Here is a 24,586-nt window from a genome sequence, read left to right on the forward strand (position 1 = left end):
GTGACCCGCAACACCCAAGTCCCCGCCGATCTCACGGCCCCGCCCATCACCACCCTGCTCGCCCGCTTCGTCGCCCGCCACCCCTCGCGCGGCTGGAGCGAGGCCGTGGAGCGCGAGGCCCACCGCACCTTCTACAACTGGCTGGGCTGCGCCATCGGCGCGGCGCAACACGAGGCGGCGGACGCCGCCGTGGCCGCCGTGCAGCTGCTGCAGCCCGCGCCCCAGGCCAGCGTGCTCGGCCGCCGCGAGCAGGTGGACATGGCCAGCGCGGCGCTGGTCAACGGCATCACCTCGCACACCTTCGACTTCGACGACACGCACCTGAAGACCATCATCCACCCCGCCGGCCCGGTGGCCTCGGCCGTGCTGGCCCTGGCCGAGCACCGGGGCAGCAGCGGGCGCGAGGTGCTCGATGCCCTGGTGCTGGGCATCGACGTGGCCTGCCGCATCGGCAACGTGATGTACCCCGACCACTACGACCGCGGCTGGCACATCACCGGCTCCACCGGCATGCTGGGCGCGGCGGCCGGCTGCGCGCGCCTGCTCGGGCTGGACGAGGCGCAGACCGCCATGGCCATCGGCATCGCGGCCTCGCAACCGGTCGGCCTGCGCGAGCAGTTCGGCACCATGACCAAGCCCTTCCACCCCGGCGGTGCGGCGCGCGCCGGCCTCATGTCGGCCCTGCTGGCCAGCCAGGGCTTCACCGCCAGCCCACGCGCGCTCGAGGCACCGCGCGGCTTCGTGCAGGTGGCCTCGGACAAGCGCGCCTGGAACGAAGCGACGGACGAACTCGGCGAGCGCTTCGAGATCTCCTTCAACACCTACAAGCCCTTCGCCTGCGGCATCGTCATCCACCCCAGCATCGACGCCTGCGTGCAGCTGCGCGGGCAAGGCGTGACACCGGATCAGGTGAAGCACATCGAGCTGCGCGTGCACTCGCTGGTGCTGGAACTCACCGGCAAGAAGGCGCCGAAGGACGGCCTGCAGGGCAAGTTCAGCGTGTACCACGGCTGCGCGGTGGGCCTGATCCACGGGCGCGCAGGCGAGGAAGAGTTCTCCGACGCGGTCGTCACCGACCCGCGGGTGGTGGCCCTGCGCGACAAGGTGCAGGCCGCGGTGGACGACAGCATCGCCGAAGCGGCGGTGCATGTGACGGCCGTGCTGCTCGACGGCCGGCGCGTGGAAGTGCGCGTGGAGGACGCCATCGGCTCGCTGCGCAACCCGCTGTCGGACGCACAGCTCGAAGCGAAATTCCAGGCCCTGGTGGTGCCCGTGCTGGGCGAGGCGAAGGCGCGCGACATCACGGCCGCCTGCGCCTCGCTGGCCTCGCTGCCGGACGTGCGCGCGCTCACCGCGCTGTGCCGCCCGCAGTGACCGGAGGCGCACCATGCCCCACCTGCCCGCCTCCACCGCCCTGCAGCGCTTTCGCGTCATCGACCTGACCCAGGTGCGCGCCGGCCCCACGGCCTGCCGCCAGCTCGCCGACTGGGGCGCCGACGTGGTCCAGGTGCAGATGCCCGACAGCATGCGCGGCGACGACACGCTCGGCGGCCAGGACGGCTCCGACTACCAGTACACGCACCGCAACAAGCGTTCGATCACGCTCAACCTCAAGACGGACGAAGGCATCGCCACGCTCAAGCGCCTGATCGACGGCGCGGACGTGGTGGTCGAGAACTTCCGGCCCGATGTGAAGTTCCGCCTGGGCATCGACTACGCCTCGCTGGCCGCGAGCAACCCGGGCCTGGTCTACGCCAGCATCTCGGGCTTCGGCCAGACCGGCCCGCTCGCCTCGCGCCCCGGCTTCGACCAGATCGCGCAGGGCATGGGCGGCCTGATGTCCGTCACCGGCACGCCGGGTGACGGCCCGATGCGCGTGGGCATACCCATCGCCGACCTGTGCGCCGGCATCTTCGCCGCGCAGGGCATCCTGGTCGCGCTGCTGGAGCGCGAAGCCTCGGGGAAAGGCCAGTTCCTGCACACCTCGCTGCTGGAGTCCATGGTCTACATGCTGGACTTCCAGACCTCGCGCTACCTGATCGACGGCGAGGTCGCCACGCAGGCCGGCAACTTCCACCCCACCAGCATCCCCACCGGCGTCTACAAGGCGCGCGACGGCTACATGAACATCGCGGTGTTCGGCTCCAAGATCTGGGAACGCTTCTGCCACATCCTCGGCGCGCCCGAATGGATCACCGACGAGCGTTACCACGACAAGCCCTCGCGCTCGGTGAACCGCGACACGCTCAACGCCGAGATCAACCACCGCCTGGCCGAGCACGACCGCAGCCACTGGATCGCGCAACTCAACGACGGCGGCGTGGCCTGCGGCCTGATCAGCAACATGCAGGAAGCGCTGGAAGAACCGCAGGTGCAGCACCTGGGCATGGTCAAGGACGTGGTCTCGAAGTGGCAGGGACCGCAGCGCCTGGTGGGCCAGCCCATGCAGCTGGAGCGCACGCCCAGCACCATCGCGCGCGCCGCGCCGCGCCGGGGCGAACACACCGAAGAAATCCTGGCCGAACTCGGCCTCGGGCCCGAGGACCTCGCCCGCATGAAAGCCGCCGGAGTCTATTGATGACCGATCCCACCTACACCTCCCCCACCGAGCGCGTGCAGACCTGGCTGGACGGGCGCACGCTGCACATCCGCTTCAACAACCCGGCGCGCCACAACGCGCTCTCGGTCGACATGTGGGAGGCCGTGCCGCCGCTGCTGGCCCTGGCCCGCGACGATGACCGCGTGCGCCTGGTCGTGTTCTCCGGCGCGGGCGACAAGGCCTTCGTCTCGGGCGCGGACATCACGCAGTTCGAGGACATGCGCGCCGCGCGCGAGGCCGTCGCCTACTACGAGAAGATGGCCGAGACCACGCTGATGGGCATCCACGACTTCCCCAAGCCCACGCTGGCCTGCATCCGGGGTTACTGCATCGGCGGCGGCGTGAACGTGGCGATCAGCTGCGACATCCGCATCGCCGCCAGCGACTCGGTGTTCTCCATCCCGGCCGCGCGCCTGGGCCTGGGCTACCGCTACTCCGCCATGAAAAACCTGGTGGACCTGATCGGCCCCGGCGCGGCCAAGGACCTGTTCTTCACCGCCCGCCGCATCGACGCGGCCGAAGCGACATCGCTCGGCCTGGTCTCGCGCGTCTGCGAGCCCGAGGCCCTGCCCGCGCTGCTGGCGGAGTACGCGGGCAGCATCGCCGAGAACGCGCCGCTGACCGTGATGGCCGGCAAGGCGATCACGCGCGAAATCCTCAAGCCTTCGCCCGAACTCGACAGCGCGCTGTGCGCCTCGCTCATCCGCGGCTGCTTCGAAAGCGCCGACTACACCGAAGGCCGCACGGCCTTCATGCAGAAGCGCAAACCCGTGTTCACCGGCCGCTGAGCCACACCAGGAAACCCCACCATGCAGGCCTACTGGATGCAGATGACCGACACCGCCACCGAGCTCGCCTTGCGCGAGACGCCGGTGCCCACGCCCGGCGCGCGGCAGCTGCTGGTGCGCATGCGAGCGGCTGCGCTGAACCGCGGCGAGTTCCTGCTCGGCCACGGCCTGCACGGCGCGCCCGGCACCTGGAAAGCCATCGGCGGCGAAGGCGCGGGCGAGGTGATCGCCGTCGGCGCCGAGGTCACCACCTTCCGACCCGGTGACCGCGTGATGGGCCGCTGCCCGGGCGCCTTCGCCGAGTGCGCGCTGATGGAAGAGATCGAAGCCATGCCCGTGCCGGTGGCGCTCGGCTGGGAACAGGCCGCCGCCGTGCCGCTCACCTTCCTGGTCGCGTTCGACATGCTGGTGCTGCAAGGCCGGCTGCAGGCGGGCGAGTGGCTGCTCATCAACGGCGTGTCCTCCGGCGTGGGCGTGGCCTCGCTGCAGCTGGCCAAGGCCCTGGGCGCGCGGGTCATCGGCACCTCGGGCTCGGCCGACAAGCTCGCGGCGCTGCAGCCGCTGGGCCTGGACGTGGCGCTGCACACCCGCGCGGCCGACTTCGCGCCCGCCGTGCTCAAGGCCACGGACCAGCAGGGCGTGAACCTGGTCATCAACACCGTGGGCGGCACGGTGTTCGCCGAGAGCCTGCGCGCGCTCGCGTTCGAAGGGCGCCTGGCCACCGTGGGCTATGTGGACGGCGTGGTGCGCGCCGAGATCGACCTCGAAGCCCTGCACGCCAAACGCCTCGTGCTGTTCGGCGTCTCCAACAAATTGCGCACCAAGGAACAGCGGGCGGCCGCGCTGCCGCGTTTCGTGGCCGAGGTCATGCCCCTCATCGCTGCCGGCCGCATCCAGCCGCACATCGACCGGGTGATGGACTTCTCGCAACTCGAGCAAGCCAAGGCGCGCATGGAAGCCGGCGCGCACATCGGAAAAATCGTCCTGCGCATGCCGGCGGACGCGAGCTGAACCACCACCCGCAAGAGGAGACAACCCCGTGAAGCACCGCAAGCAATTCGTCCTGGCGCTCGCGCTGGGCACCCTGGCCTCCCTCGGCTGGGCGCAGCCCGCGCCCTACCCGAACAAGCCCATCCGCATCGTGATCGGCTTCGCGCCGGGCGGCGCGGCCGACTACGTGGCGCGCGCCATGAGCGAGTCCTTCAGCAAGGCCCTGGGCCAGACCGTGCTGATCGACAACAAGCCCGGCAACGGCTCCAGCATCGCGGCCGACATCGTGGCCAAGGCCGCGCCCGACGGCTACACGCTGCTGATCGCCAGCCCCAGCGCCATCTCGGTCAACCCCGCGCTCAACCCCAAGCTGACCTACAAGCCCAGCGACCTGCTGCCCGTGGGCAAGATGACCACCTCGCCGCTGGTGCTGGCGGTCAACCCCAGCAGCAGCATCCGCACCGTGCCCGACCTGATCGCGGCGGCCAAGAAAGACCCCGGCAAGCTCAACTACTCCACCTCGGGCAACGGCTCGGCGCCGCACCTGGGCGCCGCGCTCTTCAGCCTGCTGACGAACACCGAGATGACGCACGTGCCCTACCGGGGCGGCTCCTTCGCCATCACCTCGGTGATGGCCGGCGAGACGCAGCTCACCTTCGGCACCTCGCCCTCGGTGCTGCCGCAGGCCAATGCGGGCAAGCTGCGCGCCATCGCCGTCAGCACGCGCGAACGCTCGCCGCTGGTGCCCGACATGCCCGGCATGCGCGAGGCCGGCCTGCCCGAATACAACCTGGAGTTCTGGTACGGCATGTTCGCGCCCGTGGGCACGCCGCCGGCCATCGTGAAGACCATCCACGACGCGGTGCGCACCGCCATGCAGCAGCCCTCGGTGAAGGCCGCGCTGGAGCGCGAAGGCACCGAGGTCTCGCTCTCCGGCTCGCCCGAGCAATTCGCCAGCTTCCTGGTGGAAGACGGCAAGTTCTGGGTCAACCTGGTCAAGACCGCCAACGTGAAGGTGGACTGACATGGACCTCTTTCGCCGCACCCTGTGCGCCGCCAGCGCCCTGGCGCTCGCCGGCTGCGCCGCGCCCGGACCCGCCTCGGCGCCCCCGCCGGCCGCCGCGATCGCCGAACTCTCGTCCACCGGCAAGCTGCGCGCCGCGATCAACTTCGGCAACCCCATCCTGGCCACGCGCAGCGCCTCGGGCGAGCCGCAGGGCGTGTCGGTCGATCTCGCGCGCGAGGCCGCGCGGCGCCTGGGCGTGCCCATCGAACTGGTGCTGTTCAACTCGGCCGGCAACGTGGTGGAGGCGGTCAAGGCCCGGCAGGTGGACCTCGCCTTCGTCGCCATCGACCCGGTCCGCGCGGCCGACATGGAGTACACCGCGCCCTACGTGATCATCGAAGGCGCCTACCTCGTGCGCAACGACTCGCCGCTGCGCCGCAACGAGGACGTGGACCGCGCCGGCACGCGCGTGGTCGTCGGGCGCGGCAGCGCGTACGACCTGTTCCTCACGCGCGAGATCAAGGCAGCCACCCTGGTGCGCGCGCCCACCTCGCCCGCCGTGACCGACCTGTTCCTCGCCGAAAAGCTGGACGTGGCCGCCGGCGTGAAGCAGCAGCTGGAGGCGGACGCGCAGCGCGTGGGCGGCGTGCGCCTGCTGCCCGGGCGCTTCATGGTGATCGAGCAGGCCATGGGCGTGCCCAAGGGCCGCACGGCGGCGCAAGCCTGGCTCAGCGGGTTCATCGAAGAGATGAAGGCCAGCGGCTTCGTGGCCCAGGGCCTGCAACGGCACCAGATCCAGGGCGCCGCCGTGGCGCCCGCGCGCGCCAGCCGCTGACCACGGCGAGGCGCCCCTGCGCCGGCTGGGGTAGCCTGTCGGCATGGATTCCCTCATCACCGCCGCCGCGCGCGCCCTGGCCGCGGGCGACGCGCTGGGCGCGCTCAAGCGCGTGGCCTTGCGCGACGACCCGCCGGCCCTGGCCTTGCGCGGCATCGCCATGTCCCAGCTCGGGGAACACCCGCGCGCGCGCGACCTGCTGCGGCGCGCCGGCCGAGGCTTCGGCGCACACGAAACCCTGGCGCGCGCCCGCTGCGTGGTGGCCGAGGCCGAGGTGGCGCTGGCCATGCGTGACCTCGGTGGCTCCACGCGCCCGCTGGCCGCCGCCGCGGCCACCCTGGAAGCCCACGCCGACCACGCCAACGCGCGCCAGGCCCGGCTGATCGCGGCGCGCCGCCTGCTGCTGCTCGGCCGCCTCGCCGAGGCCGAGGCCGCGCTCGCGGCCATCGACACCGCCCGCCTGCCGCCCGCGCTCATGGCGGTGGCCGAACTGATCGCGGCCGAGCTCGCGCTGCGCTCGCTGCGCGTGGAGGCCGGGCGCGCGGCCCTGGCCCGCGCGCGCGATGCGGCCACACGGGCCGGCGTGCCCGCCCTGCAGGCCGAGGTCGCACAAGCCCAGGCCACGCTGGACCAACCGGCCGCGCGCCGCCTGGGCAACGGCAGCGAGCAGGCGCTGCGGCTGGCCGACGTGGCGGCCCTGCTGGCCTCCGACGCGCTGGTGGTGGACGCCTGCCGCCGCGGCCTGGGCACGGGCGCCGCGTGGCAATCGCTCGCGCGCCGGCCCGTGCTGTTCGCGCTGGCGCGCGCGCTCGCCCAGGCCTGGCCGGGCGACGTGGAGCGCGAGGCCCTGATCGCCGAGGCGTTCCGCACCCGCCGCCCGGACGAGACGCACCGCGCGCGCCTGCGCGTCGAGATCGGCCGCCTGCGCGCGCTCGTCAAACCCCTCGCGGGCATCGAGGCCACCGCGCGCGGCTTCGCGCTGCGGCCCTCGGGCGGGCGCTCCCTCGTGCTGCTCGCGCCGCCCATCGACGGCGAACAGGCCTCGCTGCTGGCGCTGCTGGCCGACGGCGCGGCCTGGTCCACCTCGGCCCTCGCGCTCGCGCTGGGCGCGAGCCAGCGCACCGTGCAGCGCGCGCTCGCCGAGCTGGAGGCCGGGGGCCGCGTGCGCGCCATCGGCCAGGCGCGCGCGCGGCGCTGGCTGGCGCCGCCGCTGGCCGGATTCGCGACGATCTTGTTACTCCCTGCTTCGCTGCCGATTGAATAGAGTGACCCTCAAGCGCCGACACCCGGTGCTGCCACAAGGAGATTCACCATGACCCGTCAGACCACCCCCACCGCGCGCACCGCCGAAGTCGTGCGCGAGTACGGTCCCTTCCTCGGCTCCGAACGCGTGCACGGCGTCACCCACGACGGCCAGCGCGTGTGGGCCGCCACCGACGACGGCATCGTCGCCTTCGACCCCGCCAGCGGCGAGATCACCCGCACGCTGAAACGCGCGGGCGATGCCGGCACCGCCTTCGACGGCAAGCACCTGTACCAGATCGCCGAGGCGCGCATCGACAAGATCGACCCCGCCACCGGCGCCGTGCTCGCCTCCATCCCCGCGCCCGGCGGCGGCGCCGACTCCGGGCTCACCTGGGCCGAAGGCAGCCTGTGGGTCGGCCAGTACCGCGACCGCAAGATCCACCAGATCGACCCGGCCACCGGCGCGATCCGGCGCACCATCGAATCCAACCGCTTCGTCACCGGTGTCACCTGGGTCGACGGCGAACTCTGGCACGGCACCTGGGAGGGCGACGAGAGCGACATCCGCCGCATCGACCCGCAGAGTGGCAAGGTGCTCGAAAGGCTGGACATGCCGCCCGGCCTCGGCGTGAGCGGCCTCGAATCCGATGGCGCGGACCTGTTCTATTGCGGCGGTGGGCCGAGTGGGAAGGTGCGGGCGGTGCGGCGACCCAAGGCCGCGTGATCGGGGCCGCGCTGGCGTCCTGGCTTGGAAAGAGCGATCTCGTGGACAGGATGAAATCACACAAGGCCAAGTCCGTTCCGGCCTAAAGGGTGCATTGCGAGCGAACTTCTTGACACCTCGATCCACTGCAGCTCTCGGGAGTCCAGGGGACTCCCGTCACCCTTTTTCGCCACAGACACGACAACCCATGAACGTCAATTTCGCCCATCACTGGCCCGCGGGCCCTATGCATCTCCCAGAGCACCTCGTTGCCACGGCGAAGGCGCTGATTGACGCCGATGAGACAGAGCAACTCGAGCAGCTGGGAGCGATGCTCGAACAAGGCGTCATCACAGCCAACACCCCCAGCGGTGAAAACGGCGAAACGCTCTTGATCTATGCGGTGCGGCAGTCCGCCCTTTTCTCGTTTCTCGACATGGTGGCGCACCCAGGTGCGGGAGATCTCAATGAAACAGACTGGGACGGCAACTCGGCGTGGCACGCGATGGCCTTGCACTTGAACAACGGGGTTTTTGAGAGCAGTGGATGGCTCGATCATCTGGACGAATTGCTGGAAGACAACCCCCACCTGCAGATCGACTGGGGCTTGCGCAACATGCACAACCAGACCCCCCTTGATGTGGCCCTGCACCTCGACAAGCAGCTCATCGCGGGATGGATCGCGGGGCAGATGGAGCCCACAGCGATCCCATCCATGAACATGCACATCGAATGACCCACGCCCAGCGGAACCAGGACCCCAGATGAACCCCATCTCGCTCAAACACTTCCAGACCACGGCGCTGGCCCTCCCCGACTCGGGTCGGGTCGCCCAGGAGGCCATCGCCAACAACGACATGACCCGACTTCAACGCATGGTCCATGCGGGAGAGGTCGATGGTCACACGCTCACCGCAGAACAGCGCACGCTGCTGATCGAAGCCGTTCGATGCCTCAACATCAACGCCTTCGTTCTCTTGACTGAACACCCTGACGGATACGACCTCAACCAGCCTGATGCCGAGGGGAACACCCTGCTGCATCACCTTGCCTTGCGAATGACGGACGCAGCCATGGACGACGGTGGATGGGAAGACACGCTGGAACCATTCCTGGAAAACGTCCACGGGAACATCGAATGGGATCTGGAAAATCACGATGGACGAACGGCACTGGAACTCGCTGGATGGGCCGATCGCACCAGCATCGCGGTTCTTCTGGATACCTATGCGCCCGAACCCAACCCCACTGGCAGCGACCACGCGGAGAGCTGCACCGATGAAGCGGTCTTCAGTGACGTGGAACACGAGAATTTCGACAACTTGAACCATCGCGACAAGGCCCGGGTGCTGGCCTTGTACGAACAGCTCCTAAGGCAGAAACGCCATCGATGAGTCGGGCCTCGGGCACGCCGTTGTCGAAAAGGCGTACCCTGGATCGTCGTGTCAACAGGAGCCGGTCGAGAAGCCTCCCCGGCGCCGACCTTGTCACACGATCATTTCTGAAAGGCCCTCGCCATGAGCACGTCCTCTTCCCGCGCCGTTCGCCTCCACCGTGTCCTCAAAGCCCCGCCCGAGAAGGTCTACCGCGCCTTCCTCGACGCCGATGCCCTCGCCCGCTGGCTGCCGCCCTACGGTTTTCTCTGCAAGGTGGAGCACCTGGACGCCAGGGTGGGTGGCACGTTCCGCATGTCTTTCCGCAATTTCTCGACCGGCCACGCCCATTCGTTCGGCGGCGAGTACGTGGAACTCGTGCCCCATCAGCGCCTGCGCTACACCGACAAGTTCGACGACCCGAACCTGCCCGGCACGATGTCGGTGGACGTGCAGCTCACGGCGGTGTCCTGCGGCACCGAGTTCAACGTGGTGCAGGAAGGCATCCCCGACGTGATCCCGCTGGAGATGTGTTACCTGGGCTGGCAGGAGTCGCTGGCCCAGCTGGCGCACCTAGTGGAGCCGGACATCCCCGGCTGAACCGCCGCCGCCCTTTCAGGGCTTTTTCGCGGCCGCGACGAAGGCCGCGAAACCCTGCACGAATTCGCCGAGCTGCTGGCGCACCTTGTCGTCCAGCAGCGCGCCGTCGGGGCCGAACACGGACGACGCGCGCGAAACCATGAGCCGCCCGCCCTGCCACGTGTGGGTGCCCAGGGTGCGCAACACCGGCAGCCAGTGGGCTTGCGACAGGATGGTGCCGAAGCCCCCGGGCGAGGCGCCGATGACGGCCACGGGCCGGTCGCGGAACACGTCGGGCAGGCCGGGCGTGGGCCGCGAGAGCCAGTCCACCGCGTTCTTGAACACGCCGGGAATGCCGTTGTTGTACTCGGGCGTGACGAGCAGCAGGCCGTCGCTGGCGAGGATCTTTTCCTTGAGTTCGCGAACGGCCGCCGGCGTGCCCTCGCGCTGCTCCAGGTCGCCGTCGTAGAGCGGGATGCCGTGCAGCGTGGCGGCGTCGAGCTGTGCGGCGTCGCCCGCCAGCGGAACCGCCGCGCGCAGCAGCGAGGTGTTGAAGGACAGCTGGCGCAGGCTGCCGGAGAGGCCGAGGAGCTTGGTGGTCATGGGTGTGAGGGGTTCAGGTTTTCCAGAAGTCGGGCCGCGCGTACTCGTGCTTGAGGAAGTCGATCCACAGGCGCACGCGCAGCGCGAGGTGCTTGCGTTGCGGGAACAGCACGAAGATGCCATTGGGCGGCGCGGCGAAGTCGTCGAGCACGCTTTCCAGCCGACCGGCGGCGATGTCGGCCTCCACCTCCCAGGTGCTGCGCCAGGCGATGCCATAACCGGCCAGGCACCATTCGCGCAGCACCTGGCCGTCGGTGCAGTCCAGCGGACCGTTGGGGCGCAGGTGCACGATCTCCACCTCGCCCAGGCCGCCGGGCGCCGGCACGGTGAAGGCCCAGCCCCGGGTCTGCGAGGCGTCGCTGGAGAGCGTGAGGCAGTCGAAGCGCACCAGGTCGGCCGGCACCTGCGGGCGGCCGTGCTGCTGCAGGTAACGCGGCGTGGCCACGCACAGGCGGCGGTTGTCGGCCAGTCGCACGCTGACCAGGGAGGAGTCCGGCAGATCGCCCACGCGCACGGCGCAGTCGTAGGCCTCGCCGGCCACGTCGACCACGCGGTCGCTCAGGTTCAGCGAGATGGTGACCTCGGGGTGCAGTTCGCGAAAGCGCGGCACCAGCGGCGCCACGTGGCGGCGGCCGAAACCGGCCGGCGCGGTGATGCGCAGATGGCCGCTGGCCTTGACGCCGCCGGCGCTCACGCTGGCCTCGGCGTTGGCCATGTCCACCAGCAGGCGCTGGCAGTCTTCCAGGAAGGCGCTGCCTTCGTGGGTGAGGGTGATGCGCCGCGTGGTGCGCACCATGAGCTTCACGCCGAGCCGGGCTTCGAGGGCGTCGAGCCGGCGCCCGATGATGGCCGGGGCCACGCCCTCGGCTTTGGCGGCGGCGGTGAGGCTGCCGCGCGTGGCGACCGCCACGAAGGTTTCGAGTTGCTTGAGTTTGTCCACCCGGGCAGATTACCCCACCTGCAGGAGCGAATCAATGACAACTTTGGGTTGATTGATGACTTTTCAGGCGGCTTTGACGACCGTGCGGCTCAGTTGCGCCGCGTCCTCCGCGCCGTAGCCCAGCTCGGCCAGCAGCTCGGCGCTGTGTTCGCCGAGTTTCGGCGGGCTGCGGCGCACGCCCAGGCGTTCGCCGTCGAGCGCCAGCGGCAGCAACACGGTCTGCGCGGCCTGGCCGGCGCGCTCGCCATCGGGCAGGGTGATGGACGCGAGCCCGCCCGTGGCGCAGAGGTGGGGGTCGTCCAGCAGTTCGTGGGGTTTGGTGATGGGTGCGAACGGCAGGCCGTGGCGCTCGAACAGCGCGGCGAGATCGGTCGCGCTCTGCAGGGCCAGGCGCTCGCGCAGCAGGGGGACGAGCCAGTCGCGGTTTCGCACGCGGTTGTTGTTGCCTTGCAGGCGCGGGTCGGCCTGCAGGTCCTGGTAGCCGAAGGCGTTGCAGAAGATGGCCCACTGCGTGTCGCTCACCACGGCCAGGAAGATCTGCTCGCCGTCCTTCACCTGGAAGACGTCGTAGATGCCCCAGGAGGAGATGCGGTCGGGCATGGGCGCGGCGGCCTTGCCGGTGACGGCGAACTGCATCATGTGCTGCGCGACGAGGAAGACGTTGTTCTCGAACAGCGAGCTCTGCACCTCGCAGCCTTCGCCGGTTTTCTCGCGCGCGCTGAGCGCGGCCATCACGCCGATGGCGCCGAACAGACCGCCCATGATGTCGTTCACCGAGGAACCCGCGCGCAGCGGGTCGCCGGGGCGGCCGGTCATGTAGGCCAGGCCACCCATCATCTGCACCACCTCGTCGAGCGCGGTGCGGTGGTCGTACGGGCCGGGCAGGAAGCCCTTGTGGCTCACATAGATGAGGCGCGGGTTGAGCTTCTTCAGGCTGGCGTGATCGAGCCCCAGCTTCTTCATGGTGCCGGGCTTGAAGTTCTCGCTCACCACATCGGCGGTGGCGATCAGCTTGAGCACGGCCTCCCGGCCTTCGGGCGACTGCAGGTCCAGCACCAGGCTTTTCTTGTTGCGGTTGAACAGCGGGTAGAAGCCCGCGCCCGAGCCGAGCAGGCGGCGCGTGTTGTCGCCGGCGGGTGGCTCGACCTTGATGACCTCGGCGCCCAGGTCGGCCAGCACCATGCCGCAGGTGGGGCCCATGACCATGTGGGTGAATTCGACGACGCGGATGCCTTCGAAGGGCAAGGGACGGGGGGTGTCTTGGGTGTCTGGCATGGCAGGGGTGGAGAAGTTTCAGGCAGCGCGCCAGCCCTTGGGCAGGCCGGCTTCGGGCGTCATGCCGTACACCGGCTCGCCGGGCAGGCCGGCGCGCAGGGGATCGCGCGCGGCGATGAGGGTCGAAAGATCGATGCCGGTGCGCACGCCCATGGCCTCGAACATGAAGACCAGGTCTTCGGTGACCACGTTGCCGGAGGCCCCTGGCGCGTAGGGGCAACCGCCGAGGCCGCCGAGCGAGGCGTCGAAGGTGCGCACGCCCACGTCGAACGCGGCCAGGCAGTTGGCCAGCCCGAGGCCGCGCGTGTTGTGCATGTGGGCCGCGCCCGCGCGCTCGCCCAGCTCGGCGCGCAGGCGCGTGAACAGGCGGCGCACCTGCGCGGGGTTGGCCATGCCGGTGGTGTCGGACAGGCCCACCTCGTCCACGCCCGCCTTTACGCAGGCCACGGCCAGGCGGATCACCTCGTCTTCGTCCACCACGCCCTGCAGCGTGCAGCCGAAGGCGGTGGACAGGCCCACCTCCATCGCCACGCCGGGCGCGGTGTCGCGGCGCAGCGCGTGCACCTCGCGCAGCTCGTCCACCATCTGCTCGCGCGTCTTGCGCACGTTGGCCAGCGAATGCGCCTCGCTCGCCGACACCGGCAGGGTGATCTTGTGCACGCCCGAGGCCAGCGCGGCCTCGGCCCCGCGCCGGTTGGGCACCAGGGCCATCACGGTGATGCCCTGGTGCCGCAGGGCGTGGCGCACCACGTCGACCACGTCGGCCATCTGCGGCAGCAGCTTGGCGGGCACGAAGGAGCCGACCTCGATCTCGCGCAGGCCGGCGGCCACGAGCGCATCGATCCAGCGAAGCTTGTCGGCCGTGGGCATGGTGGCCTTCACGGACTGCAGGCCGTCGCGCGGGCCGACTTCGCTGATGAGGACTTCGGGGGCGTTTTGCATGGAAGAAGCCGGGTTGCTTGCGTTTTACAAGATAGAACGATATTCTTTCTATTGAAAGAATCGCAGATCACTTCCGTCCTGTCAACCAAGCCCCTTCCTCCTCCGTTCATGCCCCGCAAAGCGCAGACTCCTTCCTTGGCCGACGCCAACGCCGCCACCGGCGGCACCGCCGCGGTGGACCGCGCGCTCTCGCTGCTGGGCGCGTTCCGCGCGGGCGACGCCTCGTTGTCGCTGGCCGAGCTGGCCGAGCGCACCCAACTGCACAAGAGCACCGCGCTGCGCCTGCTCGCCTCGCTCGAACACGCGCACCTGCTGCAGCGGCTGGACGACGGGCGCTACGCCCTGGGCGGCGAGGTGGCGCGGCTGCACGGCATCTACGCGGCCTCCTTTTCGCTGGACCGGGTCGTCATGCCGGTGCTGCGCCAGCTGGTGTCGGCCACCGGCGAGAGCGCGGCCTACCACGTGCGCCAGGGCCAGGCGCCGAACCAGACGCGGCTGTGCCTCTACCGTGTGGACTCACCCCACCCGGTGCGCGACCACATCCGCGCGGGCGACGTGCTGCCGCTGCACCAGGGCACGGGCGGGCGCGTGCTCTCGGCGTTCGGCGCGGGCGACGACAGCCGCAAGCCCACGCCGGCCGACAAGCGCGTATTGGCGCGCATCCGCACCGATGGCTTCATGACCGCCGTGGGCGACCGCCTGGCCGAGGTGGCCGGCATTTCGGCACCGGTGTTCCACGCGGACGGCTCGATCGCCGCCTCCCTCACGCTCACGATGCCGGCACACCGGTTCGATGAGCGGCACGTGGGCAAGGTGCTGGCGGCGGCGCGGCAGCTGAGCGGGCGGGTCGGTTGATCACCGGGCGCCGGATCGACACGGACCGCTCGACGGAAAGAGAACAAAAAAAAGCCCACCGCCGGATGGCGGTGGGCAATTCCAGCACCTGGCCCCCAGCGACCAGGTGTTGACCCTTGTCCTGCTCAGAACCGGTGACGCAGGCCCACGCCGTAGGTTTGGTCCTTCAACGTGCTGACCGGCGCCGATTCCCTCTCGAACTTCACGTTCGTCAGGCCCGCGTACATGGTGGTGCGCTTGCTCAGATCGTGGCGGTATTCGACGCTGGCGGAGGTGGTCTTGCCGACGCGCAGGCCGGTCGCGACCGCCTTGGTTTTCTCGCTGCCGATGCCCGCGTTGAGGCTGCCGGCCGAGCCCACCGGAACGGCCACGCTCAGCACAAAGCCGCTGTCCTTGATGCCGTTGGCCAGGCCGTTCTTCTGGTTGACGAACTGGGCCAGCACCTTCACCGCGGTGAAGTCGTAGCTCACCCCCAGGCCGGTGGACTTGGCCGTCGTGGCGGCCGGACCGGCACTCTTGACGGCCTCATACACCCCCTGCACCGCGACCGGACCACCTTCGTAGAGGGCCGACAGGCCCATCGTGCGGCCTGCCGAGACGCCGGGACCACCGTTTTCGCCGAAGGCATATTGCAGGGCGCCGGTGAAGCCGCCCATGTTCGGCGTGGTGTACTGCAGCATGTTGTCACGGCGAAGGGCCGGGGACAGCGCACCGACCGCCGCTGGTGTCGTGCCGGGGAGCGCGCCCGCAGGCGCCGGGCCGAAGATGGCGTTGGTGGCGGAGAAGCTGGAGGTGCCCTGGGCATCGAACCGGTCCATCAGCAGGAACATCTGCGTGTATTGGCGGCCCATTTCAAAGGAACCGAAGCCCCCGCTCAGGCCCGCCTTGCTGGTGCGGTTGAAGCCACCGCCGGCCACGGCGCTGGTGCCGGTGTCGGCGTTGAAACCGGACTCCAGCTGGAACGTGGCCTTCAGGCCACCCCCCAGGTCTTCCGTTCCCCGCAGGCCCCAACGGCTGCCGTTCAGGCCGCCGCTCGTCAGGCTCGTGCCTGGGCCGGTGCGGGTGCTGACGCCGGCCACCGTGGTCCTGGTGGTGTTCTTCCCCACATAGAGGTCCACCAGGCCATACAGCGTGACGTTGGATTGGGCGTGGGCGACCCCGGTCAGGGCACCGAAAGCGGCCAGGGCGACCGCCGTCTTTTTCAAGAGTGTCATTTTTGAGATTTGAGATGGGTTCAACACATGCCACCAGCGAGCGCCTTGTGAGCCACCGGTGGCCTCTTAACGGACACGCACACGGTGTTGCGCGCCGAATTTCGGAAGAACCCGGAATCTAGGGATTTAGACCCAAAGAATTACAAACAAGGAATGAGTTGGCTCAAATCCGGATCGAAGTGCAGAAATTCTTCAACCAAAAGAATTCATCCGATCACGGCAAAGCGGCACGATATGCCCATTCGGGGCCCATTACCCCCAGTCAAGTCACTGATCCGTGAAGAAAAATCGAATTAATGCTGACGTGGGTATGGAATACAGTTCGCTCACGCCCGCGCCAGTGCGGGCACCCCCACTTTTCGCCCAGACGGAGCTTTCCATGACCGCACGCACCCAGATCCACGGCCTGAAGGTCGCCACCGAACTGTTCAACTTCATCAACCAGCAGGTGCTGCCCGGCACCGGCGTGAGCGAAGCGGACTTCTGGCAGGGCTTCGACGGCATCGTGGCGGACCTGGCGCCCAAGAACGCGGCCCTGCTGGGCGAGCGCGATCGCCTGCAGACCGAGCTGGACACCTGGCACGCGGCCAACCCGGGCCCGATCCGCGACATGGCGGGCTACCGCAAGTTCCTGGAAACCATCGGCTACCTGGTGCCCCAGCCCAAGAACGTGAAGGCCACGACCAGGAATGTGGACGACGAGCTGGCCGTGCAGGCCGGCCCGCAGCTGGTGGTGCCGATCCTGAACGCGCGCTACGCGCTCAACGCGGCCAACGCGCGCTGGGGCTCGCTGTACGACGCGCTGTACGGCACGGACGTGATTTCGGAAGACAAGGGCTGCGGCAAGGCCGGCCCCAAGGGCGGCTACAACCCCAAGCGCGGAGCCAAGGTCATCGAGTACGCGCGTTACGTGCTGGACCGCACCGCGCCGCTGAAGAAGGGCTCGCACGTGGGCTCGATCGGCTACCGCATCAACAAGGACGGCGAACTGGTGGTGACGCTGGCCGACGGCGGCACCAGCAAGCTGGCCGACAAGTCGCAGTTCGTGGGCTACCAGGGTGAGGCCAAGAGCCCCAGCGCCGTGCTGCTCGCGCACAACGGTCTGCATCTGGAGATCCAGATCGACCGCAGCACGGCCATCGGCAAGGGCGACGCCGCTGGCGTGAGCGACCTGGTGGTGGAAGCCGCGCTCTCGACCATCCTGGACCTGGAAGACTCCGTGGCCGCCGTGGACGCCGAGGACAAGGTGCTGGCCTACCGCAACTGGCTGGGCATCCTGCAGGGCACGCTCACCGAGTCCGTCACCAAGGCGGGCAAGACCTTCACGCGCGGCCTCAATGGCGACCGCGAATACACCGCGCCCAACGGCAAGAAGAACGGCGTGCGCCTGCACGGCCGCTCGCTCATGTTCGTGCGCAACGTGGGTCACCTGATGACCAACCCCGCCGTGCTCTGGGGCGCGGACGACAAGGAAATCCCCGAGGGCATCCTGGACGCGATGGTGACCACCACCATCGCCCTGCACGACCTCAAGCGCACGAAGAAGGACGCGATCCGCAACTCGCGCAAAGGCTCGGTCTACATCGTCAAGCCCAAGATGCACGGCCCGCGCGAAGTGGAGTTCGCCGCCGAGCTGTTCGGCCGCGTGGAAAAGGTGCTGGGCCTCAAGGACAGCACGGTCAAGCTGGGCATCATGGACGAGGAGCGCCGCACCTCCATCAACCTCAAGGCCTGCATCGGCGCGGCCGCGAGCCGCGTGGCCTTCATCAACACCGGCTTCCTGGACCGCACCGGCGACGAGATGCACACCGCCATGCTGGCCGGCCCCATGGTGCGCAAGGGCGACATGAAGGCCAGCGCCTGGATCCAGAGCTACGAGAAGAACAACGTGATCGTGGGCCTCTCGTGCGGCCTGCGCGGCAAGGCGCAGATCGGCAAGGGCATGTGGGCCATGCCCGACCTGATGGCCGAGATGCTGCGCCAGAAGATCGCCCACCCCAAGGCCGGCGCCAACACCGCCTGGGTGCCCAGCCCCACCGGCGCCACGCTGCACGCGCTGCACTACCACCAGGTGCTGGTGTCGGACGTGCAGAAGGACCTGGAGAAGATCGACGCCAACGCCGAACGCGACAACCTGCTGACCGGCCTGCTGACGGTGCCCGTGAGCAGCAACCCGAACTGGAGCGCGGCCGAGAAGCAGCAGGAGCTGGACAACAACGTGCAGGGCATCCTGGGTTACGTGGTGCGCTGGGTGGACCAGGGCGTGGGCTGCTCCAAGGTGCCCGACATCCACAACGTGGGCCTGATGGAAGACCGCGCGACGCTGCGCATTTCCAGCCAGCACATCGCCAACTGGCTGCACCACGGCATCGTGAGCGAGAAGCAGGTGCGCGACACCTTCGAGCGCATGGCCGCCGTGGTGGACGGCCAGAATGCCGGCGATCCGCTGTACAAGAAGATGGCTGGCAACTTCAAGACCAGCAAGGCCTACCTCGCCGCGCTGGACCTGGTGTTCAAGGGCAAGGAGCAGCCCAGCGGCTACACCGAGCCGCTGCTGCACGCCTGGCGCCTGAAGGTCAAGGCCTCGGCCTGACCCTGAAAGCCCGCCACCCGGCGGGCTTTTTTCTTGCGGAACTCAGGCTGGCTGCGGGTCGGCCGATGCCGCGGTCAGGCGCTCGACGATGCGGCGCGCGCGGTTGCCCCCCACGTCGACGTGGATGTCGATCCAGCTGGGCTTGCCGCCGAAGCGCTGCATGTTGCGGTACTGCTCTTCGATCACCACGCGGTCTTCGTCGAAGGTGAAGGCGGTCTGTTCGATGACGGCCTCGATGTTCTCCGGCATGTCGGGGTGCCGGGTGCTGGACATGCTCCAGAAGTAGTGGCAGGTCTCCTCGGTCTCGGGCGTGATGCCGTGCAGGCCGCGCATGTGGAAGCCGCCGCGCTCGGGGTCGTCGATGGCGTCGGTGCCGGGCTCGACGGCGCCGGTCCAGATCCTGAGGTGCGAGAGCTCGAACTCGATTTCCTGCCAGCGGTCGCAGGTCTCGCCGAAAGGCCAGGCGGCCTTGTAGGTCGGCGGCGGCGTGGAGCCGGGCATGAGGCGCACCACCTTGACCTTGTCACCGTCCTGCGTGACGTTCATCTTGGCGCTCATGTGCAGCCGGGCGTTGCCGCCGATGGTCTTGAGGTGCACGTAGCCGAGGTGGCTCAGGTCCAGCAGGTTGTCGTGGATCAGCTGCCAGGGCGCGTTGTAGTGGTACTGGCCCGAGCCGAACTTGTAGCGCGGGTCGTCGTGCCAGGGGTAGTCGGGCGCCTCGACGGTGGGTGCGCCGCCCTCTTCCTTCGGCATCCAGATCCAGAGGATGTGGTTCTTCTCGGCGACGTGGTAGGCCTTGACCCGGGCCTTGCCCGGAATGCGGTCCTGCCCCGGAATCTCGATGCACACGCCCGTGGGCGCGTACAGCATGCCGTGGTAGCCGCAGCGCACGCCCGAGGCCTCGACCGAGCCGCACGACAGCGGCAGCGAGCGGTGGCAGCAGCGGTCTTCCAGCGCGGCGACCTGGCCTTCGCCGGTGCGGAACAGCACGACCTTCTGGTTCAGGAAGGTGCGGCCCACGGGCTTGTCGGTCAGGTCGCTGGAGAAGCCGGCCATGTACCACTGGTTCAGCGGAAAGCGACCGCGGCTGGCGGCGGCGGGCGGGATCGGTTGGATGGCGATGCAATCGGCGTTCATGGGGGGTCTCCTTGGGTGACGGTCAGGCGGTCGGTCTCACAGGTCGAGGACCAGCGTGGGGGATTTCGAGCGGGAACAGCAGGGCGTGAACTGGTCGTTGGCGGCGCGCTCCGCGTCCATCAGGCAGCTGTCGCGGTGGTCGGGCGTGCCCTCGAGCACGCGGGTGAGGCAGCTGCCGCAGACACCGGCCTCGCACGCGTAGTTCACGTCCGCGCCGTGGTCCAGCAGCACCTGGAGCGCGCTCACGCCCACCGGCACGTCGAGCGTGGCGCCGCTGCGTTGCAGGCGGATCTGGAAGGCCTGGTCAGCGGTGCTGTCGGCCACGGTGCCCGCGAAGTGCTCGCGGTGCAGGCGCGCCTCGGCCCAGCCGGCCGCGCGCGCGGCCGAGAGCACGAAGTCCATGAAGCCGGCGGGGCCGCACACGTAGAGGTGCGCGCCTTCGGGCGCGGCCCGCAGCAGAGCCGGGGCGTCGAAGGCCTGGGGCGACGGCGCGTCGCTGAAATAGAGCCGCGTGTGCCCGGCCAGCGGCCCGGCTTCGATCTGCCCGCGAAACGCCATGCGCTCGGGCGAGCGCGCGCAGTAGTGCATCTCGAAAGAGCGGCCGGTCTCCTGCAGGTGCTGCGCCATCGACAGGATGGGCGTGACGCCGATGCCGCCGGCCACCAGCACGCTGTGCGGGGCCTCGACCAGCTCGAACAGGTTGCGCGGCGCGCTCACCTTGAGCACCGCGCCCACCTGCACCCGGTCGTGCAGGCCGGCCGAGCCGCCGCGCGACTGCGGTTCGCGCAGCACGCCGATGCGCCAGCTGCGCCGCTCCTGCGGGTGGCCGCAGAGCGAGTACTGGCGGATCAGGCCGGGCGCGACCTGGACGTCGATGTGGGCCCCGGGGCGGAAGGCCGGCAGCTCGTTCGCCCCGATGGGCTCCAGGTCGAAGCTGCAGATGCCGTCGGCCTCCGGTTGGCGCGCGCGCACCCTGACGTCCAGTTCCACCATGTCTCAGTCGCTTTCGGGGGGCGCCGGTTTTCGCGGCGGTTTGCGGGTTTTGGCGTACTTCTGCTCCACGAAGCGCTGGGTCGCGGTTTCCACGGCCGGCAGGTTTTCGTGCAGGCGGCGCAGCAGCACCAGCAGGGTCTCGGCTTCGTCGGCGGACAACACCTCGAGGAAAGCGCGCTCGCGTTCGAGCGCCACTTCGCGGATCTGATCGTGCATGGCGCGGCCCTTGGCGGTCAGCACTGCGATCCGGGCCCGACCGTCGCGCGGGTCCAGCTCGATGCGGATGAAGCCACTTTCCTGCATGGACTTGAAGCAGCGGCTGACCGAGGCCTTGTCCATGCCGATGACGCGCGAGACCTGCTGCGCGGAGATCGAACCTTCGATGGCCAGCAGCACCAGGCAGCGCCAGGTCTCGATGCCCACCCCGAAGATCTTCAGGTAGTGCTGGGACGCACCGCGCGAGAGCTTGTTGGCGGTCCAGGTCAGGTAGGCCGGGACGTAGTGGTCGAGGTCGATCTGCTTGAGCGGATCGCTGACGGCGGGGAGGGATTTGGAGGTTTTCATGCCTCTATTCTGGACACCCATGTCAATGCACCGCCATCCCGACCCAGCGCTCCAGCGCCGCGGTGTCGCGCGCCAGCTCGTCGGCGGGTGCGCCGTGCACCACCACACCGTGGTCCAGCACCACCGCCCGGCCCGCGTAGGCCAGGGCCTCGTCGACCTGCTGTTCCACGATGACGACCGCGATGCCGGTCTGCCGGCTCATCTCGCCGAAGGCGCGCAACAGGTCCAGGCGAATCAGCGGCGCCAGGCCTTCGAGGGGCTCGTCCAGCAGGATCAGCCGGGGCTGGCCCAGCAGGGCGCGCGCCACCGAAAGCATCTGCTGCTCGCCCCCCGAGAGCTGGGCGCCTCCGTTGCGGCGGCGCTCGGCCAGGCGCGGGAACAGCTCGTAGGCCTCGCTGAGCGCGGCGCGCGGGCGGTGCTTGAGGCCCGCGAGCAGGTTCTCCTCGACGCTCAGCGAGGGAAACACGTCGCGGGTCTGGGGCACGTAGCCCAGGCCGCGCTGCGCGCGCTGGTGCGCGGACAGCCGCGTGACGTCCTCGCCCTGGAAGGTGATGGTGCCGGCGCGCAGCGGCACCAGGCCCATGACGGCGCGCAGCGCCGTGGTCTTGCCCACGCCGTTGCGCCCGATCATGGCCAGGCGCTCGCCGGCGGCGACCTCGAACGACAGGCCGTTGAGCACCGTCGTGGGGCCGTAACCGGCCGTGGCGTCTTTGACTTCAAGCATGCCGTGTCGCCTCCCCATGACCCAGGTAGGCCGCGCGGACCAGGGGATCGCGGCGGATCTCGTCCGGCGTGCCGTCGGCCAGCACCGCGCCCTCGGCGAGCACCAGGATGCGGCTGGCGAAGCGGAACACCAGGTCCATGTCGTGTTCGATGATCAGCACAGCGAGGTCCCGCGGCAGGGCATCGAGCGCGGCGAGCAGGCGCTCGCCGTCGCCCTTGGGCACGCCGGCCATGGGTTCGTCCAGCAGCAGCACCTGGGGCCGCAGCGCCATGGCCAGCGCCATCTCGATCAGGCGTTGTTCGCCATAGGCCAGGTCCTGCGTCGGCGTGGCGGCCTGCCCTTGCAGGCCGAAGCGGCCCAGCAGCGCCCGGGCCTCGGTCTGGAGCGCGGGGAAGCTGTCGATGCCGCGCCAGAAGCACCCGCCGAGCCCTTCGCGCTCGAACAGGGCGAGTTCGATCTGGCGCTGCACCGGGAAGTGCGGCGCCAGCGTGGTGATCTGGAAGGTGCGGGCCAGGCCGGCGCGCACGCGCTGGGCCTGGCTCAGGCGCGACACGTTCTCGCCGCGCAGCCAGATCTCGCCGCTGTCGGCGGGGAACACCCCGCTGATCTGGTTCACCAGCGTGGTCTTGCCCGCGCCGTTGGGACCGATGAGGGCCAGGCGGTCGCCCGGCGCGAGCCGGAAGGAGACGTCGCGCGTCACGTGGATGCCGCCGAAGCGCTTGTCCAGGTGGCGCAGTTCGAGCAGGTGGCTCATGGGCGGCCTCCCCAGCGGTTGCGCAGCCAGGCCACGGCCTTCGCGGGCGACACCCGCACCACCAGCATCAGCAGGCCGCCCACCACGAACAACCAGTGGTAGGGGTTGATCGAGGCCGCGGTGTGGTGCAGCACCAGGAACACCGCCGCGCCCACCAGGGCGCCGCTCAGGCGCCCGGCGCCGCCCAGGATCAGCATGACCAGGGCTTCGGCGGAGAGGGAGAACGACAGGCTGTCCAGGCCCACCACGGCGGTGGTCTGCGCGGAGAGCGCCCCGGCCGCGCCGGCCAGCGCGCCCGCGGCGGCGTACATGCCCCAGAGGCGGCGGTAGACCGGCGTGCCCAGGGCGGCCATGCGGGCGCGGTTTTCGTGGATGCCGCGCACGGCCATGCCGAACGGCGAGTCCACCAGGCGGCGCGCGGCATAGAAGCAGACCACCAGCACCGCCAGCGCGTAGAACGCGGCCAGCCGGCCTTCGAGGTCGAATTGGAACTGCCCCAGCAGCGGGCCCATCACGTAACCCGAGAGGCCGTCGTCGCCGCCCGTCCAGTCGCGCGCCTTGTGCGCCAGCGACAGCACCATCTGCGCCACCGCCACGGTGAGCATGAGGAAGGTGAAGCCCTGGTAGCGCAGCAGGAAGGCCCCGGTCGCCGCTGCGAGCACGGCGCCCGCCAGCACGCCGACGGCCAGGCCCACCAGCGGGTCGGGCATCACGCGCAAGGCGAACACGCCCGCCGCGTAGGCGCCCACGCCGAACATCGCGGCGTGTCCCAGCGTGGCCAGGCCGGCGATGCCCACCACCAGGTCGAGCGACAGCACGAAGAGGCCCATGATGAAGATGCGCGTCAGCAGCCCCAGCTGGTCGGGCAGCAGCAGGCAGGCCGCCAGGCCCAGCGCCAGCATCACCAGCGGCGCGCGCCAGGCCGGCGCGCAGCGCGGCGAGGCGGCATCGCCGTCACCGTCCTGCGGGCTGGCGAGGGCGCGCGTCTTGAACAAGGACAGGGCGTTCATCGTTTCAACAGTCCGTTGGGACGCCAGGCCAGAAAGAGGGCCATGGCGGCGAAGAAGAAAAGGCTGCCCCAGTCCGAGGCCAGGTACTTGCTCGCGGTCTCGATCAGGCCGAGCACGATGGCCGCGCACAGCGAGCCCGCGATGCTGCCCATGCCGCCCACGGCCACGACGACCAGCACCAGCACCAGGTACTTCAGCGCGTAGTAAGGCTCCAGCGGCATCACCTCCGCGCCCAGCACACCGCCCAGGCCGGCCATCGCCGCACCGGCGGCGAAGGTCAGGCATTGCACGCGGCGAATCGGAATGCCCAGCGTCGAGGCCGTGCCCGCGTGGTCCACCGCCGCGCGCAGCCAGATGCCGAAGCGCGTGCGCGTCACCGTGAGCGCGGCCAGCACGGCCACGGCCAGGCCCACGCCGATCACGAGCAGGCGCTGGGCCGGCAGGGTGCGGAAACCCAGGTCCACCGAGCCCGACAGCGAGGGCGGCAGCTGGACCATCTGCACCTGCGGGCCGACCAGGGCATTGGTCGAGGCGATCAGCACGAAGGTCAGGCCGATCGTGAAGAGCACCTGGTCCAGCTCCTTGCGCTGGTACAGGTGGCGCAGGACCAGCGCTTCCAGCAGCGCGCCCAGCAGGCCGGTGGCCAGCACCGCCAGCGGCACGGCGATCCAGAAACTCCACTGGAGCTCGCGCGTCAGCAGGGCCACGCAGTAGCCGCCCACCATGGCGAAGGCGCCATGGCTGAGGTTCACGAAGCGCATGAGCCCCAGCGTGACCGACAGGCCGACGGCGATGACGAACAGCACCATGCCGTAGGCCAGGCCGTCGATCAGGATGTTGGAGAACGTGATCACGTCGCTTCGT

25 protein-coding genes are annotated in these 24,586 nt (G+C 69.6%); 13 read left to right on the plus strand and 12 right to left on the minus strand.

The genetic code is table 11. From position 1 onward, the window contains the following. The 11 genes from ABSY19_RS11585 to ABSY19_RS11635 all read left to right on the plus strand — a co-directional run bounded on the left by ABSY19_RS11585 (position 1) and on the right by ABSY19_RS11635 (position 10,139). The gene (locus tag ABSY19_RS11585) at positions 1 to 1,374 is read left to right on the plus strand and encodes an MmgE/PrpD family protein (protein ID WP_382162803.1); all 1,374 of its coding nucleotides are present in this window, start codon (positions 1 to 3) and stop codon (positions 1,372 to 1,374) included. A 13-nt stretch (positions 1,375 to 1,387) separates the two neighbouring features. Beyond that, a complete protein-coding gene (locus ABSY19_RS11590; RefSeq protein ID WP_382162806.1) occupies positions 1,388 to 2,578 on the plus strand; it encodes a CaiB/BaiF CoA transferase family protein in 1,191 nt (396 codons plus the stop codon). After that, entirely contained in the window at positions 2,578 to 3,387 is an 810-nt protein-coding gene (locus tag ABSY19_RS11595; RefSeq protein ID WP_382162809.1) for an enoyl-CoA hydratase, read from the plus strand. Before ABSY19_RS11590 ends, ABSY19_RS11595 begins: the two co-directional genes overlap by 1 nt. A gap of 21 nt (positions 3,388 to 3,408) precedes the next feature. Then, on the plus strand, positions 3,409 to 4,398 hold the full coding sequence (locus tag ABSY19_RS11600; protein WP_382162812.1) for a zinc-binding dehydrogenase: 990 nt from the start codon (positions 3,409 to 3,411) through the stop codon (positions 4,396 to 4,398). 28 nt (positions 4,399 to 4,426) lie between these two features. Next, positions 4,427 to 5,401, plus strand: coding sequence for a Bug family tripartite tricarboxylate transporter substrate binding protein (locus ABSY19_RS11605; protein ID WP_382162815.1), 975 nt, complete (start codon positions 4,427 to 4,429; stop codon positions 5,399 to 5,401). A gap of 1 nt (position 5,402) precedes the next feature. After that, on the plus strand, positions 5,403 to 6,218 hold the full coding sequence (locus tag ABSY19_RS11610; protein WP_382162818.1) for an ABC transporter substrate-binding protein: 816 nt from the start codon (positions 5,403 to 5,405) through the stop codon (positions 6,216 to 6,218). Between the two features lie 43 nt (positions 6,219 to 6,261). Then, a complete protein-coding gene (locus tag ABSY19_RS11615; RefSeq protein ID WP_382162821.1) occupies positions 6,262 to 7,482 on the plus strand; it encodes a helix-turn-helix domain-containing protein in 1,221 nt (406 codons plus the stop codon). 48 nt (positions 7,483 to 7,530) lie between these two features. Next, positions 7,531 to 8,187: a hypothetical protein gene (locus ABSY19_RS11620; protein WP_382162823.1), complete on the plus strand. Its 657-nt coding sequence runs from the start codon at positions 7,531 to 7,533 to the stop codon at positions 8,185 to 8,187. 187 nt (positions 8,188 to 8,374) lie between these two features. After that, complete coding sequence (locus ABSY19_RS11625; protein ID WP_382162826.1) at positions 8,375 to 8,902, plus strand: hypothetical protein; 528 nt, start codon at positions 8,375 to 8,377, stop codon at positions 8,900 to 8,902. Positions 8,903 to 8,930: 28 nt separating this feature from the next. Then, a complete protein-coding gene (locus ABSY19_RS11630) occupies positions 8,931 to 9,560 on the plus strand; it encodes a hypothetical protein (RefSeq protein ID WP_382162829.1) in 630 nt (209 codons plus the stop codon). Positions 9,561 to 9,683: 123 nt separating this feature from the next. Further along, a complete protein-coding gene (locus ABSY19_RS11635; protein ID WP_382162832.1) occupies positions 9,684 to 10,139 on the plus strand; it encodes an SRPBCC family protein in 456 nt (151 codons plus the stop codon). Positions 10,140 to 10,154: 15 nt separating this feature from the next. Here the strand turns inward: ABSY19_RS11635 and ABSY19_RS11640 are convergent, their stop codons facing one another. The 4 genes from ABSY19_RS11640 to ABSY19_RS11655 form a co-directional block, all read right to left on the minus strand. Continuing rightward, entirely contained in the window at positions 10,155 to 10,721 is a 567-nt protein-coding gene (locus tag ABSY19_RS11640) for an NADPH-dependent FMN reductase (RefSeq protein ID WP_382162834.1), read from the minus strand. Positions 10,722 to 10,734: 13 nt separating this feature from the next. After that, on the minus strand, positions 10,735 to 11,661 hold the full coding sequence (locus tag ABSY19_RS11645) for a LysR family transcriptional regulator (RefSeq protein WP_291117359.1): 927 nt from the start codon (positions 11,659 to 11,661) through the stop codon (positions 10,735 to 10,737). A 63-nt stretch (positions 11,662 to 11,724) separates the two neighbouring features. Beyond that, positions 11,725 to 12,936, minus strand: a complete 1,212-nt coding sequence (locus tag ABSY19_RS11650) for a CaiB/BaiF CoA transferase family protein (protein ID WP_382162837.1) — start codon at positions 12,934 to 12,936, stop codon at positions 11,725 to 11,727. An 18-nt stretch (positions 12,937 to 12,954) separates the two neighbouring features. After that, positions 12,955 to 13,878, minus strand: a complete 924-nt coding sequence (locus ABSY19_RS11655) for a hydroxymethylglutaryl-CoA lyase (protein WP_382162840.1) — start codon at positions 13,876 to 13,878, stop codon at positions 12,955 to 12,957. Positions 13,879 to 13,986: 108 nt separating this feature from the next. Here ABSY19_RS11655 and ABSY19_RS11660 point away from each other — a divergent pair, with 108 nt between their 5' ends. Continuing rightward, positions 13,987 to 14,733, plus strand: a complete 747-nt coding sequence (locus ABSY19_RS11660) for an IclR family transcriptional regulator (protein ID WP_382162842.1) — start codon at positions 13,987 to 13,989, stop codon at positions 14,731 to 14,733. Between the two features lie 125 nt (positions 14,734 to 14,858). On the opposite strand, the gene ABSY19_RS11665 is transcribed toward ABSY19_RS11660, so the two are convergent. Further along, a complete protein-coding gene (locus ABSY19_RS11665) occupies positions 14,859 to 15,947 on the minus strand; it encodes a porin (protein ID WP_382162846.1) in 1,089 nt (362 codons plus the stop codon). A 379-nt stretch (positions 15,948 to 16,326) separates the two neighbouring features. Between ABSY19_RS11665 and ABSY19_RS11670 the strand changes: the two genes are divergently transcribed. Then, positions 16,327 to 18,540: a malate synthase G gene (locus tag ABSY19_RS11670; protein WP_382162849.1), complete on the plus strand. Its 2,214-nt coding sequence runs from the start codon at positions 16,327 to 16,329 to the stop codon at positions 18,538 to 18,540. A 42-nt stretch (positions 18,541 to 18,582) separates the two neighbouring features. On the opposite strand, the gene ABSY19_RS11675 is transcribed toward ABSY19_RS11670, so the two are convergent. Genes ABSY19_RS11675 through ABSY19_RS11705 form a run of 7 tightly spaced genes read right to left on the minus strand, consistent with a single transcriptional unit; the run spans position 18,583 to position 24,576 of the window. Continuing rightward, the gene (locus ABSY19_RS11675) at positions 18,583 to 19,677 is read right to left on the minus strand and encodes a Rieske 2Fe-2S domain-containing protein (RefSeq protein ID WP_382162852.1); all 1,095 of its coding nucleotides are present in this window, start codon (positions 19,675 to 19,677) and stop codon (positions 18,583 to 18,585) included. A gap of 36 nt (positions 19,678 to 19,713) precedes the next feature. Continuing rightward, the gene (locus ABSY19_RS11680; RefSeq protein WP_382162855.1) at positions 19,714 to 20,670 is read right to left on the minus strand and encodes a PDR/VanB family oxidoreductase; all 957 of its coding nucleotides are present in this window, start codon (positions 20,668 to 20,670) and stop codon (positions 19,714 to 19,716) included. Positions 20,671 to 20,673: 3 nt separating this feature from the next. Beyond that, positions 20,674 to 21,234, minus strand: coding sequence for a MarR family winged helix-turn-helix transcriptional regulator (locus tag ABSY19_RS11685; RefSeq protein ID WP_382162858.1), 561 nt, complete (start codon positions 21,232 to 21,234; stop codon positions 20,674 to 20,676). A 22-nt stretch (positions 21,235 to 21,256) separates the two neighbouring features. Further along, entirely contained in the window at positions 21,257 to 21,958 is a 702-nt protein-coding gene (locus tag ABSY19_RS11690) for an ABC transporter ATP-binding protein (protein WP_382162861.1), read from the minus strand. After that, complete coding sequence (locus tag ABSY19_RS11695) at positions 21,951 to 22,712, minus strand: ABC transporter ATP-binding protein (protein ID WP_382162864.1); 762 nt, start codon at positions 22,710 to 22,712, stop codon at positions 21,951 to 21,953. Before ABSY19_RS11695 ends, ABSY19_RS11690 begins: the two co-directional genes overlap by 8 nt. Further along, positions 22,709 to 23,722 carry a branched-chain amino acid ABC transporter permease gene (locus ABSY19_RS11700; protein ID WP_382162867.1) on the minus strand — a complete coding sequence of 338 codons (1,014 nt, stop codon included), beginning with the start codon at positions 23,720 to 23,722 and terminating at the stop codon, positions 22,709 to 22,711. The genes ABSY19_RS11695 and ABSY19_RS11700 overlap by 4 nt, the downstream gene beginning before the upstream one ends. Further along, positions 23,719 to 24,576, minus strand: coding sequence for a branched-chain amino acid ABC transporter permease (locus ABSY19_RS11705; RefSeq protein WP_382162870.1), 858 nt, complete (start codon positions 24,574 to 24,576; stop codon positions 23,719 to 23,721). The genes ABSY19_RS11700 and ABSY19_RS11705 overlap by 4 nt, the downstream gene beginning before the upstream one ends. Positions 24,577 to 24,586 lie beyond the last annotated feature (10 nt).

The organism is Hydrogenophaga sp. ANAO-22, assembly GCF_042466645.1.
In the GTDB taxonomy this organism is placed as follows: Bacteria; Pseudomonadota; Gammaproteobacteria; order Burkholderiales; family Burkholderiaceae_C; genus Hydrogenophaga.

Coding starts and splice junctions, on each gene's coding strand:
- ABSY19_RS11590 (WP_382162806.1), top strand. CDS start 1,388: ATGCCCCACCTGCCCGCCTCCACCGCCCTGCAGCGCTTTCGCGTCATC.
- ABSY19_RS11595 (WP_382162809.1), top strand. CDS start 2,578: ATGACCGATCCCACCTACACCTCCCCCACCGAGCGCGTGCAGACCTGG.
- ABSY19_RS11600 (WP_382162812.1), top strand. CDS start 3,409: ATGCAGGCCTACTGGATGCAGATGACCGACACCGCCACCGAGCTCGCC.
- ABSY19_RS11610 (WP_382162818.1), top strand. CDS start 5,403: ATGGACCTCTTTCGCCGCACCCTGTGCGCCGCCAGCGCCCTGGCGCTC.
- ABSY19_RS11615 (WP_382162821.1), top strand. CDS start 6,262: ATGGATTCCCTCATCACCGCCGCCGCGCGCGCCCTGGCCGCGGGCGAC.
- ABSY19_RS11620 (WP_382162823.1), top strand. CDS start 7,531: ATGACCCGTCAGACCACCCCCACCGCGCGCACCGCCGAAGTCGTGCGC.
- ABSY19_RS11625 (WP_382162826.1), top strand. CDS start 8,375: ATGAACGTCAATTTCGCCCATCACTGGCCCGCGGGCCCTATGCATCTC.
- ABSY19_RS11630 (WP_382162829.1), top strand. CDS start 8,931: ATGAACCCCATCTCGCTCAAACACTTCCAGACCACGGCGCTGGCCCTC.
- ABSY19_RS11635 (WP_382162832.1), top strand. CDS start 9,684: ATGAGCACGTCCTCTTCCCGCGCCGTTCGCCTCCACCGTGTCCTCAAA.
- ABSY19_RS11640 (WP_382162834.1), bottom strand. CDS start 10,721: ATGACCACCAAGCTCCTCGGCCTCTCCGGCAGCCTGCGCCAGCTGTCC.
- ABSY19_RS11650 (WP_382162837.1), bottom strand. CDS start 12,936: ATGCCAGACACCCAAGACACCCCCCGTCCCTTGCCCTTCGAAGGCATC.
- ABSY19_RS11655 (WP_382162840.1), bottom strand. CDS start 13,878: ATGCAAAACGCCCCCGAAGTCCTCATCAGCGAAGTCGGCCCGCGCGAC.
- ABSY19_RS11660 (WP_382162842.1), top strand. CDS start 13,987: ATGCCCCGCAAAGCGCAGACTCCTTCCTTGGCCGACGCCAACGCCGCC.
- ABSY19_RS11665 (WP_382162846.1), bottom strand. CDS start 15,947: ATGACACTCTTGAAAAAGACGGCGGTCGCCCTGGCCGCTTTCGGTGCC.
- ABSY19_RS11670 (WP_382162849.1), top strand. CDS start 16,327: ATGACCGCACGCACCCAGATCCACGGCCTGAAGGTCGCCACCGAACTG.
- ABSY19_RS11675 (WP_382162852.1), bottom strand. CDS start 19,677: ATGAACGCCGATTGCATCGCCATCCAACCGATCCCGCCCGCCGCCGCC.
- ABSY19_RS11680 (WP_382162855.1), bottom strand. CDS start 20,670: ATGGTGGAACTGGACGTCAGGGTGCGCGCGCGCCAACCGGAGGCCGAC.
- ABSY19_RS11685 (WP_382162858.1), bottom strand. CDS start 21,234: ATGAAAACCTCCAAATCCCTCCCCGCCGTCAGCGATCCGCTCAAGCAG.
- ABSY19_RS11690 (WP_382162861.1), bottom strand. CDS start 21,958: ATGCTTGAAGTCAAAGACGCCACGGCCGGTTACGGCCCCACGACGGTG.
- ABSY19_RS11695 (WP_382162864.1), bottom strand. CDS start 22,712: ATGAGCCACCTGCTCGAACTGCGCCACCTGGACAAGCGCTTCGGCGGC.
- ABSY19_RS11700 (WP_382162867.1), bottom strand. CDS start 23,722: ATGAACGCCCTGTCCTTGTTCAAGACGCGCGCCCTCGCCAGCCCGCAG.